This is a genomic window from Galactobacillus timonensis (genome assembly GCF_900240265.1).
Lineage (GTDB): Bacteria > Bacillota_I > Bacilli_A > Erysipelotrichales > Erysipelotrichaceae > Bulleidia > Bulleidia timonensis.
Genome location: NZ_LT964740.1, coordinates 40160 through 58377, shown reverse-complemented (window position 1 = coordinate 58377; position 18218 = coordinate 40160). Strand labels below are relative to the sequence as shown.

Below are 18218 nucleotides of genomic sequence, written 5' to 3'. Positions count from 1 at the left end.
TTGCGGTGCTTATGAAAAAGGTAATGATTGCGGCAGGGGGAACCGGCGGACATATTTATCCCGGTCTCGCCCTTGCCGAAGTACTGATTGAAAAGAATCCGGGGCTTGAAGTCGTATTCATCGGCTCCTCGTCCCGCATGGAAGCGACCCTGATCCCATCGGCAGGCTACCGCTTCATCGGCATTGAAGTCAAAAGCACCTATGGCGGCCTCTGGAACAAGGTTGAAAGTGCTGTTTCCATGATCAAAGAGGAAAGGGAATGTGCTGACATCCTGCAGAAGGAAAAGCCCGATGCGGTGGTCGGCTTTGGCAACTACATCAGCGTCCCCGTGATCACCGCCGCCCATCGTCTTCATATTCCGACGATGATCAGCGAACAGAATTCGTTCATGGGCAAAGCCAACCGGTATCTTGTACGCTATGCGGATGCCGTGGAGGCGGCCTATCCCTCCAGCATCGAAGGCATTGCAAAGGCAAGGTGTCTTGGCAACCCGCAGGCGACGCATGCCGTCCGTCAGGCGCCTCATCCCGAGCTTCTTGAAGCCTACGGCCTCAATCCGCTGCGGCCCTTTGTGTTTGTCATGATGGGGTCACTTGGCTCGGATTCCGTCTCGGCGGCTGTCGATGATGCCCTGGGTCTGTTGGATCCGGATTTTCAGGTGCTGATCGCAGCGGGCAAGGCAAATGATTATCACTTTGTCCATGCCCAGAATGCGAATGTCCACATCGTTGAATTTGTCAACGGCTCCGCCATGCTTCGGCAGTGTGACCTTGCCGTATTGAGAGCGGGAGCGACGACGCTGGCCGAAGCGTCTGCGCTCGGGACAGCGGCGATCCTGATCCCTTCCCCCTACGTACCCAACAACCACCAGGTCTATAACGCCCGGGAATTCGTCAATGCCGGCGCTGCCGAGATGATCGAAGAAAAGGATCTCAGCGGCGAACGTCTGGCTGACGCCGTCAACCGCCTGATGAAGGACGAAGCGGCACGTACCGCCATGTCCCTCAAGGCAAAGACTCTGGCCCGCCCCGCTGCGGCCGAAACGACAGCCGACTGGCTGATGGAGATAGCACATGAAAGAGCTTGAGAAGATCCTTTCCCAGATTGCCACCGTAGAGGTGGATAAGCCTCTGGCAGAGTTAACGACCCTGCATATCGGCGGACCTGCGGATTATGTCATTTATCCTGACAACATGGTTGCCCTCGATGCGGTGATCCGGATTCTGCGTCATGCCGGTGTTCCCTTCAAGATTTTCGGCAACGGCTCCAATCTGCTGTGTTCCGATGAACCGTTTCATGGCGCCGTGATCCGCCTCAAGAAATTCAACAACTTTTCCTTTGTCCATAACTGTGTCCTGGCCGAGGCCGGCTGTTCCATCATCGCCCTCAGCTACAAGGCGATGGAGAAGGGGCTCAGCGGCCTGGAATTTGCCAGCGGCATTCCCGGCACCGTCGGCGGCGCTGCGTTCATGAACGCCGGTGCCTACCGGTCGGACATGAGCCACGTTCTTGATGCCGTATTTGTATACCGTGACGGACGCTTTGAATGGATCCCGGCCAGCGAATGCGGCTTTGCTTATCGGACATCTTTGTTCCAGTCGCATTCCGACTGGGTCATCATTGCCGTACGCATGGTACTGCAGAGCGAAGATCCGACCGAAATTCATGAACTCATGGATTCAAGACGTGAACGCCGCATGGCTTCCCAGCCGCTCAATATGCCCAGTGCCGGCTCCGTCTTCCGCAACCCGGACAGCCTGCAGGCATGGAAGCTTGTCGACGGCATCGGGTATCGGGGACACAGGTGCGGTGACGCTCAGGTATCCGAAAAGCACAGCAACTTCATCGTCAACGCCGGCAATGCGACGGCAGACGATTTCCTTCAGCTTGTGGAAGAGATCCAGCAGAAGGTGCGGGACCAGTATCAGATTGACCTGCATATGGAAGTGGAGAAATTCAATTGGAAGTAAACGATCCTACAGAACTCCATCCGATGGAAGGCGTCGACAGCCTGTTTGAGGAGCGCGCGGCCATCAATGACAACCGCGACTTTGAACGCGGCTGGAAGAAATGGTATCTGCTCGGCATCCTGTCTGCACTGGCTCTGATCGCTGTGCTCTATGGCCTTTCGCCGCTGTCGCGGGTACGGGCAATCTCAGTCAAGGGCAACAACTATCTTTCCATTGACTACATCCGCTCCATCTCCGGCGTAACGCTGAACAGCTTCTACTATCTCCAGTTTCCGGACGGCATCGCCGCCAGGGTCAAAAGTGATCCGCTGATCTCCGACTGCACCGTCTCGATGGTACAGGACAACGTCATCGAGATCACCGTCACCGAGCGTCAGCCCTTCGGCTACCGCTATGACGGCGATACGCCGGTGATTCTCTGCACCGATGGCACGACGGCGGATCTGACCAGTGACTACATGTCAATGCTGTCGCGGATCCCGTTTGTTACGGGCTTTGATGAAGACCAGCAGACGCATCTTCTGGCGAATGCCTTTTCCAGCCTTTCCGCCTCGACAATCAGTTCCATCTCGGAAGTGTCGCAGTATTCCCTCAGCTACGATGATGAGGCGCTTGAAGTACGGATGGCCGACGGAGGAATTCTGTTTGCCAGCTACTACACGCTTTCCTGTCTCAATGAGTATGATCAGTTTGCGGCGTATCTGACTAACAAGAGCTACTGCCTTTATGCCAGTGAAGGGGGAAGCGTTGCCTATTCCGCCGCCTGCCCGTGGGATCAGGAAACCGTCAGCTACGATTACTGGATGAACGATGACGGCACCTATGTCACCAACAAGTGGGGCGACCGCGTCGTCAAGCATTACTACCAGGATGAAAACGGCAACTACTATCTCGATAAGTCGGGCAACTGGATTCTGATCCCGATTGACACTACCGGCGCCGATGATCCGGATCCCGATTTCCTCGACCACTATCTCTCCGGCTACTATGATACCGGCACGCTTGTGATTCCCGACGAGAATACGGGCGAAAGCGGCACCGATACCGGCGGCAGCACAGCCAATGACACGACCACGGATAACACCGGCACGCAGGACAACGCCGGTAACGCTGCATCGGGCGGCAATGGCTGAGCCTGTTTTCCAGTTTCTTTGCAAAAGGAGCCTGATCCGGTATAATTGAAGCGCAAATAAAGGAGCTGTTTTTAAGTATGACAGTTGCGAAAAAGACCAATTACGGCACAATTAATGTGACCGAAGATGCAGTGGCGTCTCTGGCCGGCGGCGTCATTACCGAGTGCTATGGCGTCGTGGGAATGGCTTCCCGGAAGCTGTTCAAGGATACGTATGCGGAACTTCTGAAAAGAGAAAACTTCTCCCGCGGCGTCGCCGTACGGAATACGGAGAACGGCCTGGAAGTGGATCTGTATATCATTGTCAGCTTCGGCGTTCGCATTTCCGAAGTTGTACAGGAAGCACAGAAGAAAGTGAAGTATGTGCTTGAAAAATCGCTGTCCACCGAAGTGGCAGCTGTCAACGTCTATGTACAGGGCGTTCAGGTCATTGAGTAAGGAAGGACAGTAGGAACAGGTATGGATACGATTGATGGAAAGATCTTTCGCGGCATGCTTGAGAGCGGATGCGCCAATCTCAACAACCGCCGAAAGGAAGTGGATGCGATGAATGTATTCCCGGTACCGGACGGTGACACGGGAACGAATATGTCGCTGACCTTTACCAGCGGCATGAGCGAGGTGCGTAAGAGCGGCAGCGAAGATCTGCCGACGGTTGCCAAGACCCTTGCCAGAGGCATGTTGATGGGGGCACGCGGCAATTCCGGCGTCATCCTTTCTCAGATTTTCCGCGGCTTCAACGGTGCTGTCGGCGATAAGCAGCAGCTGAGCGTTGAAGAGTTCGCAGATGCGCTTCTGCAGGGTGCGATGAAGGCATACAAGGCGGTCATGCGCCCGGTCGAGGGAACCATTCTGACGGTTGCCCGTGAATCGAGCGAATATGCTTCGATCTATGTCAAGGAACATGCTGGAACCTCCTTTGAAGCCTACTTTGACATTCTGTGCAAGGAAGCCAAGGCTTCCCTGGACCGTACACCGGAACTGTTACCGGTATTGAAGGAAGCACGGGTCGTCGACTCGGGCGGCTGCGGCCTCAAGAATGTATTCGACGGTTTCCATGCCTATCTGGAAGGAGCACCGATCGTAGAAGGTTGCGGAGAAGAAAACAAGAGTGAAGAAGTCAAGGTTTCGGGCTACCGGACCGAGTTTATCCTCCGTCTTTCCGAGCAGGGCGTCCATCTGTTCCAGAGCGGCCGTTTCCGTGACTCGCTGGCCAAGCTGGGCGATCATATCACGATCGTCAACGATGACAATCTGGTGAAGGTCCGCGTCAATGCGATGCAGCCGGGAGAAGTTTTGAACCTTGGCCAGCGCTATGGCGAATTTGACAAAATCCAGATTGAGAATCTGATGACTGATCTCAAGGATTCGATCCTTGAAGAAAAGGAAGAAGCCAAAGAAGAGCCCGCAGCGCCACAGGCTGCCAAAAAGTTCGGCATCATCACCGTATGCGCCGGCGACGGTCTTGGCAGGCTGTTCCAGTCTTACCGTGCTGACATCGTTGTCAACGGCGGCCAGACGATGAACCCTTCGACGGAAGACTTTGTCAAGGCTGTCGGAAAGCTGAATGCGGAGAACATTTACATTCTTCCCAACAATTCCAACATCATCATGGCAGCCAAGCAGGCGGCCGAAGTTACCGAAGGCAAGAATGTCATCGTCCTTGAGACCAAGAGTATTCCGCAGGGTCTCAGTGCCTGCATCGTCTTCAATCCGGAAGCGGAGGTATCTGACAATACCGCGGCGATGGAAGAGGCCATTGAACACGTCAAGTCGGGTTCCGTCACCTATGCCATCAAGGATACAGTCGTCGATGGACGTGAGATTCATCAGGGCGACTTCATGGGCATCCTGGACAAGAACATCATTCTCACCGAGAAGGACAAGGTCAAGGCTGCCTGCAGCCTGATCGACGCCATGTGCGATGACGACAGCGAAATCATCACGCTCCTGCAGGGCAAAGACGCAAGCGATGAAGAGATGGCAGCTGTTCAGAAATACATCGAGTCCAAATACGACGTCGACATTGACGCGGAAAAAGGCGATCAGCCGGTTTACAGTTTTGTGATCGGTGTCGAGTGATCATGCGGCTGGAAGATCCTCGGCTGAAACTTACACCAAAAAGAATCGAAGCGATGCACGCACTCGGGCTGACCGATACGGAATCGCTTCTTTCGTATTATCCGCTTCGCTACGAAGTGCTCAATGCCAAAAACCCGGACGAATGGGAAGAAGGAGAGCGGATCACGTTTTTCGGCCATGTGGCCGGCGCCGTCCGCTCCTTTCGCTATGGCCGCAATCAGCTGGTATCCCATTTCCAGGTACAGCTTCAGGACGGTTATGCAGAAGTGACGATTTTCAACCGGCCATGGGCATCCAACATGTCTGACGGCACCCCGATCACCGTCACCGGCATTTACAAAGGCCGTCACAAAGTAACGGCCATGACCTATAACAATAAGCCTCTCGAGGAACAGGAGGCGGTAACACCGGTCTACTCCGCCAAAGCTGAGATCCAGCAGCGCACGATCCGTGCCTGCATCCACAAAGCTCTGGAAACAGAGATCCCCGATGTAACGCCCATCCGCTTTCAGCGCGCCTACCGCCTCATGACCCGCGGCCAGGCACTGCACCGGATCCATGAACCGAAGTCGATGCAGGATGTACAGCTCGCATCCCGCACCCTCAAGTACCAGGAGTTTCTGCAGTTTTTTACGACCGCAGAGCTCATGAAGAATGAAAACGGAGGCGGAGCCTACAAGACGCCGCGTCACGTCGATGAACAGCGTGTCCTGAAACTGCTCAAATCGCTGCCCTACGAGCTGACCAGGGATCAGGCAAAAGCGGTCCGTGACATTCTCAAGGACATCGAAAGCAACCATGTGATGCACCGTTTGCTGCAGGGGGATGTGGGATGTGGAAAGACGATGGTCGCCGCCATCGCTCTTTATGCGTGCATGACTGCCGGCTGCCAGGGCATCCTGCTGGCACCCACGGAACTGCTGGTGCGCCAGCACATGGAGACGATCCGCGCTCTGTTTGATGATTTTCATGTCCGCTGCCTGTATGCGGGCATGCCTGCAGACGAGCAGGAGGAAGTAAGAAAGGAAGCAGCGGAAGGAACCGTGGATCTTCTGATTGGAACCCATTCGCTGCTTTCAGATACGGTGCAGTTTAAAAAGCCGGGCCTTCTGGTCATCGATGAGCAGCAGCGCTTCGGCGTCGAACAGCGGCGCGCAATCTGGAAGAAGGCGGAGGGGGTCGACTGCTTACTGATGAGCGCTACCCCGATTCCAAGAACGCTTGCGTCTGCCTTATTCGGCGACATGGATGTGAGTACGATCGAATCGATGCCCCCGGGACGAAAGCCCGTACTGACCTATGTGCTGAAGGAAAACAGCTTTCGCAGCGTCCTGAGCGATGTTCAGGCATTGCTTGCATCGGGCAGGCAGCTGTATGTCATCTGTGCCTCGATTGATCCCAACGATGATTTTCCAGTCCGTCCGGTTTCCGTCGTTGAAAAGAATCTTACGAAGCTGTTTGCGGGCTATACGGTTGCCGCGATGCACGGCTCAATGAAATCGGAAGAGAAGGATGCCGTCATGGAGCGCTTTCTGCACAATGAGGTGCAGGTTCTTGTATCGACGACGGTGGTCGAGGTCGGTGTCAATGTGCCCAATGCGACGGGCATGATCGTCTATGATGCGGACCGCTTCGGCCTTTCCCAGCTCCATCAGCTGCGGGGACGCATCCAGCGCGGCAGTGAGCAGGGAATCTGCTGGCTTTTAAGTGATACGAAGGATTCCAATGCCCGTAAGCGACTGAACGTTCTGGCCTGTGAAACGAGCGGCTTTGCGATTGCCATGGAGGATTTACGGCTGCGCGGACCGGGTGATATACTTGGAACGAGGCAGAGCGGCCTGCCCGGCTTCAGCATCGGCTCGCTTGCGGAGGACACAAAGATTCTTGAGCAGGCGCGGCTGGACGCAAAGACGGTTGTTCTGGATCCGGAAAATCCGGATTATGTGCCGCTTCTGGAGCATGTACAGTCCGAGTATCATGTGTCTTCGTTAGAATAGAAACAGATCTTGGACGGGGAGAATTTTTCTGTGACAATTACCGAATGGTTCCGCCGGCATGGCGTTGAAATACATAATGAACAGCTGCTTGTGGAGGCCTTTACCCATACCAGCTATGCCAATGAACATCATACGGGCTACGACAATGAGCGGCTCGAGTTCATGGGCGATGCGGTGCTGCAGCTTTGGAGCTCAAAGGAAATCTATCCTCTGAAACCGGCCCTTTCCGAAGGTGAAATGACCCGTCTGCGCTCGCGTCTGGTACGGGAGGAGACACTTGCCGCCTATGCGCGCAGAATCGGTCTCAATCAGATGCTCAGGCTGGGCAGCGGAGAAGAGAAAAGCGGCGGAAGGATGAAGGATACAATCTGCGGCGATATGTTCGAAGCGGTTCTTGGCGCACTGTATCTGGATTCAGGATGGGACACGGTGGACCGCTGGCTGACTGCGATCATGAAGCCGGACATCGTTCATCCTTCGGAGTCCAATGCCTTCAAAGACTACAAGAGCCTTCTGCAGGAATATGTGCAGACGGACAGCCGCCGCAATGTGCGGTATGAGCTGGTCAAAGAAGTCGGCCCTTCCAATGCGCCGCAGTTTACGATGAATGCCGTGGTCGACAATCTTGTGATGGGAACGGGTGTCGGCCCGTCCAAGAAACAGGCGGAGGAAAATGCCGCCAGGGATGCGTTTGAAAAAATGGTCCGATGAGACCAGGGGGAAAAATACAATATGATCATTTCAGCCATGCTCGCAAAGCTCCATGACGGAACACTGGATTCGACGCTGCTCCACCTTTATGGTGAGCACCGCCTTGATCAGCAGAAACAGCGCTATGAGAAGATCCTTCAGGAAGGGATCTCGCGCTTTGGCGATGTTGAGGCAATTCTTGTCTCGGCACCGGGCCGTACCGAAGTCGGCGGCAACCATACGGATCATCAGCTGGGAAGGGTTCTGGCGGCTTCGATTGATCTGGATGCCCTGGCGGTAGTCGTTCCAACCGATGACAATACGGTCAGCTATGCGGCGGATGCCTTTGCCGTGGCGCCGGTTGTTCTCGATGATCTTGCGATTCGCAGCAGCGAAGTCAATACTTCGGCCGCTTTGATCCGCGGCATCGCCGACGGCCTGAAGAAAAAGGGCTATGCAGTCGGCGGCTTCAAGGCCTATGCAGAAAGCGACGTGCTGCCCGGATCGGGCATGAGCTCTTCGGCCGCCTTTGAGATTCTGATCGCCAAGATCTTCAGCCTCCTCTACAACGATGATAGAGTCGATCCGGTCGAGCAGGCCAAGATCGGCCAGTATGCCGAGAATGTCTACTTCGGAAAGGCAAGCGGATTAATGGATCAGACCGCCTGCGCAGTCGGCGGCTTTGCGGCGATTGACTTTGCGGACAAAGAAAATCCGGTCGTAGAGAAGGTGGACTTTGACTTTGATGCCAGCGGCCTTTCGCTTGTATTGACGGATTGCCGCCAGTCGCATGCGGAGCTTTCGGATGAGTATTCCAAAATGCCGGCCGAGATGAAGGCGGTTGCGAAGGTGCTGGGGCACGAGGTGCTTTCCCAGTGCAGTCTGGCGGATCTGATTGCCAATGCCAGGACGATCCGTGAGCAGTGCGGTGACCGTGCCTTCTTAAGAGCCTTCCATTTCTTCCATGAGACCGAGCGGGCAAAGAAAGAAAAGGAAGCCTTGGCCGCAAAGGATACGGACCGTTTCCTGCAGCTTGTCATTGAAAGCGGCGAATCCTCCTTCATGTTCCTGCAGAACGTGTATCCGCCCAATGATTCGAAACATGAGAGCCTTGCGGTCGGTCTTGCCCTGTCCCAGGAGCTTCTCAAGGGGAAGGGCGGCGCATGGCGCGTTCATGGCGGCGGCTTTGCCGGAACGATTCAGGCCTTTGTTCCAAACAGTCTTGTTGAAATCTACAAGGCAACGATGGAACATACGTTTGGTGAAGGATGCTGCTACGTTCTGCGCATTCGTGACTGCGGCGGCGTGAAAATCGCCTGATAGTTTTCTGTGATCGAAAAGGGCTTCTCCTACAGCAGGAGGGCCCATTTTTTGCCCTGGATTGACCGGTCCAATAATTTATATATACTAATCTATAGATTAGTAATGTACAGATTAGTAAAAAGGAGGACATCATGACAATGTTCATCGGACGTGAGCGGGAGTTGAGTACGCTGAAGAGGATGTATGCTTCTGAGAATTTTCAAATGCTGATTCTTTATGGGCGGCGCAGGATTGGGAAAACGACGCTTCTGAACGAATTTTCCAAAGATAAGAATCCGATCTTTTACACGGGTGTTGAAAGCAAGGATGATGAGAATCTGAAGGGGCTTGGAAGGACTGTTTTTTCCTATTTCAGCGGAAGTGACGCCGGAATGAGCTTCGCATCCTTTAGTGATATTTTCGACTATATGACTGCCGAAATCGGAAAGAAAAAGGGTGCCGGAAAACAACTGATCATTCTGGATGAATATCCTTACATAGCTGCCGGTGCAAAAGAAGTATCCTCAATGCTTCAAAGAGTTATTGATCATGACTGGAGCCGCATGAATATCATGCTGGTTCTCTGCGGCTCTTCCATTACATTCATGGAAGAAGAAGTTCTCGGGGCTAAATCGCCGCTTTATGGAAGGCGAACGGGCCAGATGGATCTGAAGCCATTCGACTATCTGACATCTGCGCGGTTTGTTCCTGAGTATCCTCCTGAGGATCAGGCGATCGTTTATGGAGTTACAGGAGGCGTACCTAAGTATCTCTCTATGTTCGATCCGCAGAAGTCGTTGGATGAAAATCTGAGTCAGCAGTATTTCGATCCTTCAGGCTATTTCTATGAAGAGCCGCAGAACATGCTTCGTCAGGAGTTCCGGGATATCTCTTTGTACTTTGCTATTCTTAACGCCATTGGCAGCGGCAGTTGTCAGGTAAATGAAATATCCAGCAAGACCGGATTTAATTCCGAAAAGGTGGTTCAAGCTCTTCAGAAGCTGGAGGTGGTCCGGATCATTCGAAAAGACATACCGATTTTGAATGAAAAAAACAGAAAGCTCAGCCAGTATGTCATTCAGGATGGTATGTTCCGCTTCTGGTTCCGTTTTCTTCCAAAAGGGTTGAATACGATCGAACGTGGATTTGGAAAAGAATACTATGAAAATGCCGTACGGCCGTTTCTCCATGAATATATGGGACCGGTATTTGAACTGATCTGTCAGGATTATACGGCTGCCTGCGGAATGACGAACGGCTATGGTTTCATCGTTAACCGTGTAGGAAAATGGCGCGGCTCAGATCCGGTCCGGAAAGAACAGACAGACATCGATGTAGTTGGAATCGGTGATGCAGAAAAAAAGGCTGTCATTGGTGAATGCAAATTCAAAAACGAGCCGGTCGGCCGTCAGGAATATGAAACTCTTCACGAACGTGCTAGATTGATTTCACCTTATCATGTTGAACATTTTCTCCTGTTTTCGCTGAATGGTTTTACGAAATGGGTGATGGCTCAGGCGGCAGAGGATTCTTCTCTTGAGCTTGTTTCCATGACGGATTTATACAGGCAAAACTTCTAATTGCTCTGTTAAGGAATAACAGGTAGCCTGTATTCTTTGCGACTGTGGATCATCTTTCAGAGATTTGGCCTGCTGTAACATTTATTGTGGACGGTTCGGAAATCCGGATCATGAATCTGGCTGTGTATGCTCTGAAACGTCAGCAGGCGCAGATACAGGACGAAGAGGAAAAGGCCGGCATCACTTCGGATGAAGATGTCAAGAGCTGATATCTTTCTTTTTCGTGCTACAATGCGCACGTATGACAGCGATTCTCGATTTGCTGCAGGAAGAAAATTCCATCGGTACCTCGCTGACTCTGAAAGGAGTCCGTTTTTATCGGGCCGATAAACGGATGGAAGTGACGCTTGCGGCTCCATCTATTCTCACATACAGCGATTACATGCACCTGCTGCAGGGACTGAAACAGTGGAGCGGCATTCCGGTGCGGCTGATTATTGAAGCTGCTTCCAATGCCATCAGCGACTTTGAACTGCAGAAATACATCGGTGCCTGGTGTGCCTCGCACGGCAGGTTTCAGTTTCTTGCGGATGCGACGGTATCCTATAAGGCAAATGAAACGCATCTGACCTTCCGCTTTGCCAGTCAGCAGCTGATCGCCTCCTCTGCGGAAGCCTTTGATGCCCTGACGCCGTTTTTAAGTGACATCGGCCTGCCGGGTGTATCGATGCATGGGGAACTCCTGGCGCAAGACGGTGTCAAGGTGGAAACGGTGAAGGCATCGGCGGCGGCCATGGCTGCCGCGGAACCGGCTCCTTCTTCCAGTGCACATCCATTCAACAAAGCCAACGGTTCCAATGGCGGCGGCGACTATCCCAGGCGGAAATACGCCGGACGCAAAGCCGAAGACTATACGCCGGTCGAGCTGAAGAATGTTCAGGATCCGATTGACAACGTGCGCTTTGAAGCCACGGTTTTTGCGCTTGAGACGATCGAAACCAAGACCGGCCGCCATATTCAGACACTTTCGCTGTATGACGGCACTTCGGCCATTCTGGCCAAGCGCTTCGAAGGCAAGCGCTGCACGATCGAAGAAATGGGGGAAGTCAGCGAAGGGGATCGTGTCGCCGTTACCGGATCCATCAGTATGGATACCTATGCCAAAGATCTTGTTCTTCTGATTGATCATCTGGATAAGCTTCCAGCCGTTTCCGTCACGGATCCTTCCAGGGAAAAGCGCATCGAACTGCACATGCATACGAACATGAGCGAAATGGACGGCATCTGCGAACCGGAGAAGGTCGTCAAATATGCATGGAATCTCGGCATGCCCGGCATCTGCATCACGGACCATTGCGACGTGCAGTCCTTCGTCAAGGCCTATAACACGGCAGCCAAACTCAAGAAGAGCGATCCTGAGCGGAAGTTCCAGGTCGGATTCGGATGTGAAATGAATATGGCCGACAGCCGGCTGTGCATTGTGCGCAACCCGGTGGATACCCTGCTGTCGGAAGGAGAGTACATTGCCTTCGACCTTGAGACGACCGGCCTTTCCGCATACTATGACTCGATCATTGAATTCGGCGGCGCCCGGATCCGCAATGGCGAAGTCGTGGAGACGAAGCAGTTTTTCGTCAAACCGCCGCATCCCATTCCTCCCTACATTACGCTGAAGACCAACATCTCCAATGAAATGGTTGCCCAGGCGCAGACGTTTCCGGAAGTCGTCGACGAACTTCTGGCATGGCTCGGGGATGCTGTGCTTGTCGCCCATAATGCGACCTTCGACTACAATTTCCTCAATGAGGAGCTGCGCCGCATCGGCCGCCCGAAACTGAAGAACTGCACGATCGATACCCTGGATATGGCCCGGGCACTTATGCCGGATCGGCGGGCGTATCGTCTTGGCAACATTGCCCGTTACTATCGTGTTGCCTACGATGAAGAGTCTGCCCACCGTGCCAACTACGATGCCGAGTGTCTGGCACTGGTTTTCCTGTGCCTTCTGCGTGATGCGGGCAGGAAGGGGGCCAAAACCGTTTCCGATCTGCAGTATTCGCTGCAGAATGATCAGGCCTATAAGAAAGTCCGCCGCTCCCATGTTATTGTCATGGCCCGCAACCGTGAAGGCATGAAGCGGCTCTACCAGCTTGTTTCTCAGTCCATGACAAAGACACTGGCGGTCATGGGCAAGACTTCAAAGGACGGCGGCGAAATTACCGCTGAGCCCCGTGTCCTCCGCTGCGAGATTGAAAAGGACCGCAGGAATCTCTTGATCGGGACAAGCTGCCTCAACAATGAGGTGTTTGAACTTGCCTGCAATGGTGACGATGAGCGCCTCATGAAGGCAATGATGTTCTATGACTATGTCGAAGTGCAGCCGCTGAGCAACTACGGGACCTATATTGCCATGGGCAATCTGCCCAGCGTCGACCGCCTCAAGAGCGTTCTGCGCCGCATGATCACCATGGCGCGCCGGCTGGGTATTCCGGTCGTGGCGGACAGCGATGCCCACTACTGCAGCAAAGATCAGAAGATCTTCCGCGACGTCTACATCATGAACCAGGGCGTCGGCGGTGCCGCTCATCCGCTGTACATCCGCGATGATGCGCTGCGCATGCGTACGAAGAACCCGGACCAGCACATCCGTTTCGGCGATGAGATGGTGGAGGATTTCGCGTGGCTCAACGATCCCGCTCTTGTCCATGAAATTGTCTTTGAAAATCCGGAAAAAATCATGGCGATGCTCGATCCGAAGACCCGTCCGGTTCCTTCCGGAACCTTTCCGCCGTCGCTGGAAGATTCCGCCCAGCATCTGCGTGACATCTGCTACCGGACGGAACATGCGATGTATGAGTTTGAAGGCAAGGTGCCGGACATTGTTCACAACCGTCTCGAAGAGGAGCTGGAGAACATCATCCGCAACGGCTTCGATGTCCATTACTACATCGCCCATCTGCTCGTCAAGAAGTCCAACATGGACGGCTACGTCGTCGGTTCCCGTGGATCCGTCGGATCCTCCTTTACCGCAACGATGTCAGGCATCACGGAGGTCAACGCGCTGCCGCCGCATTATCTGTGCCCGTCATGCCATTACAGTGAATTTTTCGATGATCCCAAAATCAAGTCGGGCTTCGATCTGCCGGACAAGGTATGTCCCAAGTGCGGCGCCACGATGAAGGGCAACGGACACAACATTCCGTTCCAGACCTTTCTCGGTTTCAATGCGGACAAGGTTCCGGATATCGACCTGAACTTTTCCAATGAATACCAGTGGCGCGCCCATGCCTTCATCAAGGAGGTGTTCGGCGACCGTCACGCCTTCCGTGCCGGTACGATCGGCACCGTTGCGGAAAAGACCGCGTACGGCTATGTGTCAGGCTATTGCGAAAAGCTTGAAATTTCAGACATGCGCCGGCCGATGCGCGACTATCTTGCCAAGAACTGTCAGAACGTCAAGCGTACAACCGGTCAGCATCCCGGCGGCATCATCATTATTCCGGACGGCTATGAGGCGGAGGACTTTACGCCGGTGCAGTATCCGGCCAACGATCCTTCCGCAGACTGGCTTACAACCCACTACGACTTCCATGATATTCATGACAATGTCCTGAAGTTCGATATTCTCGGCCACGTTGATCCGACCGCCATGCGCTTATTGCAGAGAGTTGCGGACCGCAAGCCGATGACGCTTCCGATGAATGATCCCGAGACGCTGTCGCTGTTCTATTGCGACGATGCGCTGAAAGCGGATCCCCGCGTCTATAAGAAGGAGACCGGGGCGCTTGGCCTTCCGGAATTCGGTACCCGCACAACGCGGCGCGTTCTTGAAGAGACGCGGCCCCATCATTTCTCGGAGCTCGTGATGATCTCCGGTCTTTCCCATGGTACGGACGTCTGGGCGGGCAACGCGGAAGCACTTGTGCAGGCGGGGCATCCGCTGTCGGAAACGATCGCGTGCCGTGACGATATCATGACCTACCTTCTGGAAAAGAAGCTGGAGCCGATCAATGCCTTCCACATCATGGAACATGTCCGTAAGGGCAAAGGCCTGACGGAGGAAGAGGAAGCCGATATGCGGGCCCATGATGTGCCGGACTGGTACATTGATTCGTGCAAGAAGATCAAGTACATGTTCCCGAAGGCGCATGCCGTTGCCTACGTCATGATGGCCGTCCGCATTGCCTGGTATAAGGTCCACGAACCGTGGAACTTCTATATCCAGTATTTTTCGCTGCGCTGTGATGCATATGAGCTGGAGACGATGACCAAAGGTCTCGCCGCGGTACGTGCCCGTATGAGTGACATCAGTATGCGGATGGAACGCGGTGCCGCCAATCCGGCGAGCGCGAAGGAAAAGTCTCTCTACGATACGCTCGAAGTGTGCGAGGAGCTGTATGCCCGCGGCTATTCGATTGCGCCGGTTGATCTGTACAAGTCGGAAGCCACCGTCTTCCGTGTCGTTAAGCCCGATACGAAGACGATCATTCCGCCGTTTACGGCCATTGACGGTCTTGGTGCATCCGTCGCCCAGAGTGTGATTGAGGCACGCGAACAGGGACCGTTCCTTTCCAAGGAAGATCTGAGGAAGCGTACGAAGCTGAGTGATACCCATATCCATAAGCTGGAGGCAATGGGCTGCCTGCAAGGCCTTGATGAAACCAATCAGATTTCACTGTTCTGATTGACAGAATTTCCGCCGCCGCAAGCCAACGTATTTCAATCATTGGTTAGGCGACATAAAATATGGCTCAAGTGAAACAGCCTTGGAAGTATGAAAAATCGCTTGAAACAGCGATTTTGCTTTGCTATAGTTGTGATGTTCAAAGGAGTGCGCAAGCACTCCTTCATTCTTGTTCAGGCTTGTTCGGGAGGACTATGGAAGATACTGAGAAAATCAGAACACTTGCGGAGCCGGTCATCGAAGAATGCGGCGTACATCTGTATGACATCGAGTGGGTACAGAACGGGAAAGACCGTACGCTTCAGATTTCGATCATTCGGGACGATGGGACGATGGATCTGGATACGTGTGCAGCGGTGAGTGAACGATTGTCCGAGGCGCTTGACAGTGCCAATGTGATCGCGTCGGCCTATACGCTGGAAGTATGCAGCCCGGGTGCGGAGCGGAAGATCCGTGATCTTTCGGAGCTTGCCTCTCTTCCGTATGTCTACGTGCGGCTCAAGCATCCGGTATCGCATCTGCTTGAGTTTACCGGACAGGTGGAGTCTTACCAGGACGGCACAGTGACGCTGAGCTATCGGGATAAGGCAGTCAAAAAACATGTTTCGTTTGCGGACACTGAAATTGATTTCATCCGCTATGCAGTTCAATTTTAAAAAGGAGAAAGAAGTTTCTAAGTATGCCAATCAATGTAAAACAGTTAACGGAAGCCCTCAGTGCTGTTGAAGATGAAACCCGTATTTCGGAGGACATCATCATCGATGCGCTGAAAGATGCCTATGGCAAGGCATATAAGAAGACGATGGGGCTCGATGACATTAATGTAGAAGTGGAGTTCAATCCGAAGAAAGGCACCTTTGACATCTATCAGATCTACAACGTCGTTGAAGATGTGCAGGACGATGAGCTTGAGATGGATCTGGAAGAGGCGCGCAAATGGAAGCGTGATGCGATCCTCAATGATCAGGTCCGCCGCAAGGTCGATGTCAATGTTGACGATATGACGCGTGCGGCCGTTTCTCTGGCCCACAATGTTCTGCGCCAGAAGATCCGGGAGGCGGAGAAGGATGCGATCTACAACGCCTATATCGATCAGCTGTACGATATGACGATCGGTATTGTTGAATCGGTGAAGTCGACGTTTGCGCTGATCAACCTCGGCAAGACGACGGCTCTTCTGCCCAAGGCGGCGCAGATTCCCGGTGAGCGGCTGGTCGAGGGTCAGCGGATCCGTGTCGTGATTACGGAAGTGAACAAGGATTCCAAGAGTTCGCAGGTTGTTGTGAGCCGCGGGGATCCGATGCTGGTGAAGCGTCTGTTTGAGAAGGAAGTCCCGGAGATTGCGCAGGGCATTGTTGAGATCAAGGCCATTGCCCGTGATCCGGGTGACCGTACCAAGATGGCGGTTGTGTCCTACAATCCGGAAGTCGATCCGATCGGTGCCTGCATCGGTCAGCGTGGTCAGCGTGTGCAGCAGATCATTGAAGAACTCCATGGTGAGAAGATCGATATCTTTGAGTGGAGCGAAGATGTTTCGGTACTTGTGAAGAACGCACTGGCTCCGGCTGAGATCAAAGAGGTTCTGCCGGGCGAGGATGATAAGAGTCTGATCGTTGTCGTCGATGAGGATCAGCTTTCCCTTGCCATCGGCAAGAAGGGCAAGAATGCACGTCTTGCCGTGAAGCTGACGGGTCGCAAGATTGATATCAAGACCAAGGCGGAACTGATTGCCAACGGCGTCGACTATGATGCTCTGGTTGAGCTGGCTGCCAAAAAGCGGGCTGAGCTGGCGGCTGCCAAGGCAAAGCGTCAGGCCGAAAAGAAGGCTGAAGATACAGCTGTTCTCAGCGAAGAGGAACAGAAGGCGCAGGCTAAACTTGCGGCTGCCCGTGAGCAGGCGAAGCAGGCTCTGGAAGCTGCTGGCGATGAGCTGATTCCGGAAGAAATGCAGGAAACGCTGAGCGATCGTGCTCGCGATGAAGTGTTCTCGAGTGAGGAGCCGGCAGATGCAGCGAAGAAGGATGAAACTGCAGAAGCGGCAGCCCAGGAAACACCTGCGGAAGCAGAAGATGTCAAGGAAGCAGCGGAACCGGAAGTGAACGAAGAAGCGGTAGAACAGGAAAACACCGCAGCATCTGAGGAAACGGAAGAAGAGGAAACCTCACAGCCAGTCATGAACGAGGAAGAACAGAAGACTAAGGCCGCTTCGAAGAAGCGGAAGGTGGATCTGGAAGAGATGGCACAGAAGAATGATTATGTGTCTGTCTTTGAGAAACTTGCCGATACGTCGAAGCCGCATGGCGATACGCGTCCGAAGAAGAAGTATTCCAAGCGCAAGAGCGAAGATGAGGGCGTGAAGCTGACCAATGCCGAGCTGATGAAGCAGCTTGCGGAAAAGAACAAGTCGCTGCAGGACAATTCTGTCAAGCCGGTTTATACGGAAGAAGAGCTTGCGGAAATTGAGGCGCAGCAGGAAGCCGATGAAGAATCCCAGTACGATATCGATTACGATGAGTATGAGGATTACTACAAGGACGACGAGACGAAGTGATGCGTAAGATTCCGATGCGCCGCTGTGTGGCCACAGGTGAGCAGCTTCCCAAGAAGGAGCTGCTCCGCATTGTCCGTACGCCGGAGGGAGAACTGAAAGTGGACCTGACGGGACGGATGAATGGACATGGCGCCTATTTGAAGAAAGATCCGGCTGTGATTGCTGTGGCCAAAAAAAACCGGGCCCTTGAAAAGGCATTGGAAACCAGGATCCCGGACGAGTTCTGGGATCAGGTGCTCAACGCAATGAAGTAGTCAGTTAAACAAAATGGAAAGAGGTGATGTCCGAA

The 18218-nt window shown here is 53.6% G+C and carries 13 protein-coding genes; all 13 read left to right on the top strand.

Going from position 1 to position 18218, the window contains the following annotated elements; all coding sequences use genetic code 11:
* The first annotated feature begins 11 nt into the window (after positions 1–11).
* The 13 genes from murG (at position 12) to rnpM (ending at position 18183) form a co-directional block, all read left to right on the top strand.
* Positions 12–1088, top strand: a complete 1077-nt coding sequence (gene murG / locus C1714_RS10720; RefSeq protein WP_102343258.1) for an undecaprenyldiphospho-muramoylpentapeptide beta-N-acetylglucosaminyltransferase — start codon at positions 12–14, stop codon at positions 1086–1088.
* Positions 1075–1971 (top strand): UDP-N-acetylmuramate dehydrogenase, encoded by an 897-nt coding sequence (gene murB, locus C1714_RS10715; RefSeq protein ID WP_102343257.1) that lies wholly within the window; start codon positions 1075–1077, stop codon positions 1969–1971. The genes murG and murB overlap by 14 nt, the downstream gene beginning before the upstream one ends.
* Positions 1962–3104: a cell division protein FtsQ/DivIB gene (locus C1714_RS10710; protein ID WP_102343256.1), complete on the top strand. Its 1143-nt coding sequence runs from the start codon at positions 1962–1964 to the stop codon at positions 3102–3104. The genes murB and C1714_RS10710 overlap by 10 nt, the downstream gene beginning before the upstream one ends.
* A gap of 77 nt (positions 3105–3181) precedes the next feature.
* On the top strand, positions 3182–3541 hold the full coding sequence (locus C1714_RS10705) for an Asp23/Gls24 family envelope stress response protein (RefSeq protein WP_102343255.1): 360 nt from the start codon (positions 3182–3184) through the stop codon (positions 3539–3541).
* A gap of 21 nt (positions 3542–3562) precedes the next feature.
* The gene (locus C1714_RS10700; protein WP_102343254.1) at positions 3563–5185 is read left to right on the top strand and encodes a DAK2 domain-containing protein; all 1623 of its coding nucleotides are present in this window, start codon (positions 3563–3565) and stop codon (positions 5183–5185) included.
* A gap of 53 nt (positions 5186–5238) precedes the next feature.
* Complete coding sequence (locus tag C1714_RS10695) at positions 5239–7182, top strand: ATP-dependent DNA helicase RecG (RefSeq protein WP_245305120.1); 1944 nt, start codon at positions 5239–5241, stop codon at positions 7180–7182.
* Positions 7183–7212: 30 nt separating this feature from the next.
* Positions 7213–7893, top strand: coding sequence for a ribonuclease III (rnc, locus tag C1714_RS10690; RefSeq protein ID WP_210115330.1), 681 nt, complete (start codon positions 7213–7215; stop codon positions 7891–7893).
* Positions 7894–7914: 21 nt separating this feature from the next.
* A complete protein-coding gene (locus tag C1714_RS10685; protein ID WP_245305119.1) occupies positions 7915–9192 on the top strand; it encodes a galactokinase in 1278 nt (425 codons plus the stop codon).
* A 134-nt stretch (positions 9193–9326) separates the two neighbouring features.
* A complete protein-coding gene (locus tag C1714_RS10680; RefSeq protein ID WP_102343253.1) occupies positions 9327–10754 on the top strand; it encodes an ATP-binding protein in 1428 nt (475 codons plus the stop codon).
* Between the two features lie 241 nt (positions 10755–10995).
* Positions 10996–15378: a PolC-type DNA polymerase III gene (locus tag C1714_RS10675; RefSeq protein ID WP_102343252.1), complete on the top strand. Its 4383-nt coding sequence runs from the start codon at positions 10996–10998 to the stop codon at positions 15376–15378.
* Positions 15379–15572: 194 nt separating this feature from the next.
* Positions 15573–16034, top strand: coding sequence for a ribosome maturation factor RimP (locus C1714_RS10670; RefSeq protein ID WP_102343251.1), 462 nt, complete (start codon positions 15573–15575; stop codon positions 16032–16034).
* Between the two features lie 23 nt (positions 16035–16057).
* Entirely contained in the window at positions 16058–17929 is a 1872-nt protein-coding gene (nusA, locus tag C1714_RS10665; protein ID WP_102343250.1) for a transcription termination factor NusA, read from the top strand.
* Positions 17929–18183 (top strand): RNase P modulator RnpM, encoded by a 255-nt coding sequence (gene rnpM / locus C1714_RS10660; protein WP_102343249.1) that lies wholly within the window; start codon positions 17929–17931, stop codon positions 18181–18183. The genes nusA and rnpM overlap by 1 nt, the downstream gene beginning before the upstream one ends.
* Positions 18184–18218: the final 35 nt, after the last annotated feature.

Bases quoted from the DNA above. Each gene is read 5' to 3' on its own strand.
- murB (WP_102343257.1), top strand. From the start codon at position 1,075: ATGAAAGAGCTTGAGAAGATCCTTTCCCAGATTGCCACCGTAGAGGTG.
- C1714_RS10675 (WP_102343252.1), top strand. From the start codon at position 10,996: ATGACAGCGATTCTCGATTTGCTGCAGGAAGAAAATTCCATCGGTACC.
- murG (WP_102343258.1), top strand. From the start codon at position 12: ATGAAAAAGGTAATGATTGCGGCAGGGGGAACCGGCGGACATATTTAT.
- C1714_RS10695 (WP_245305120.1), top strand. From the start codon at position 5,239: ATGCACGCACTCGGGCTGACCGATACGGAATCGCTTCTTTCGTATTAT.
- C1714_RS10670 (WP_102343251.1), top strand. From the start codon at position 15,573: ATGGAAGATACTGAGAAAATCAGAACACTTGCGGAGCCGGTCATCGAA.
- C1714_RS10700 (WP_102343254.1), top strand. From the start codon at position 3,563: ATGGATACGATTGATGGAAAGATCTTTCGCGGCATGCTTGAGAGCGGA.
- C1714_RS10680 (WP_102343253.1), top strand. From the start codon at position 9,327: ATGACAATGTTCATCGGACGTGAGCGGGAGTTGAGTACGCTGAAGAGG.
- C1714_RS10685 (WP_245305119.1), top strand. From the start codon at position 7,915: ATGATCATTTCAGCCATGCTCGCAAAGCTCCATGACGGAACACTGGAT.
- rnpM (WP_102343249.1), top strand. From the start codon at position 17,929: ATGCGTAAGATTCCGATGCGCCGCTGTGTGGCCACAGGTGAGCAGCTT.
- nusA (WP_102343250.1), top strand. From the start codon at position 16,058: ATGCCAATCAATGTAAAACAGTTAACGGAAGCCCTCAGTGCTGTTGAA.
- C1714_RS10705 (WP_102343255.1), top strand. From the start codon at position 3,182: ATGACAGTTGCGAAAAAGACCAATTACGGCACAATTAATGTGACCGAA.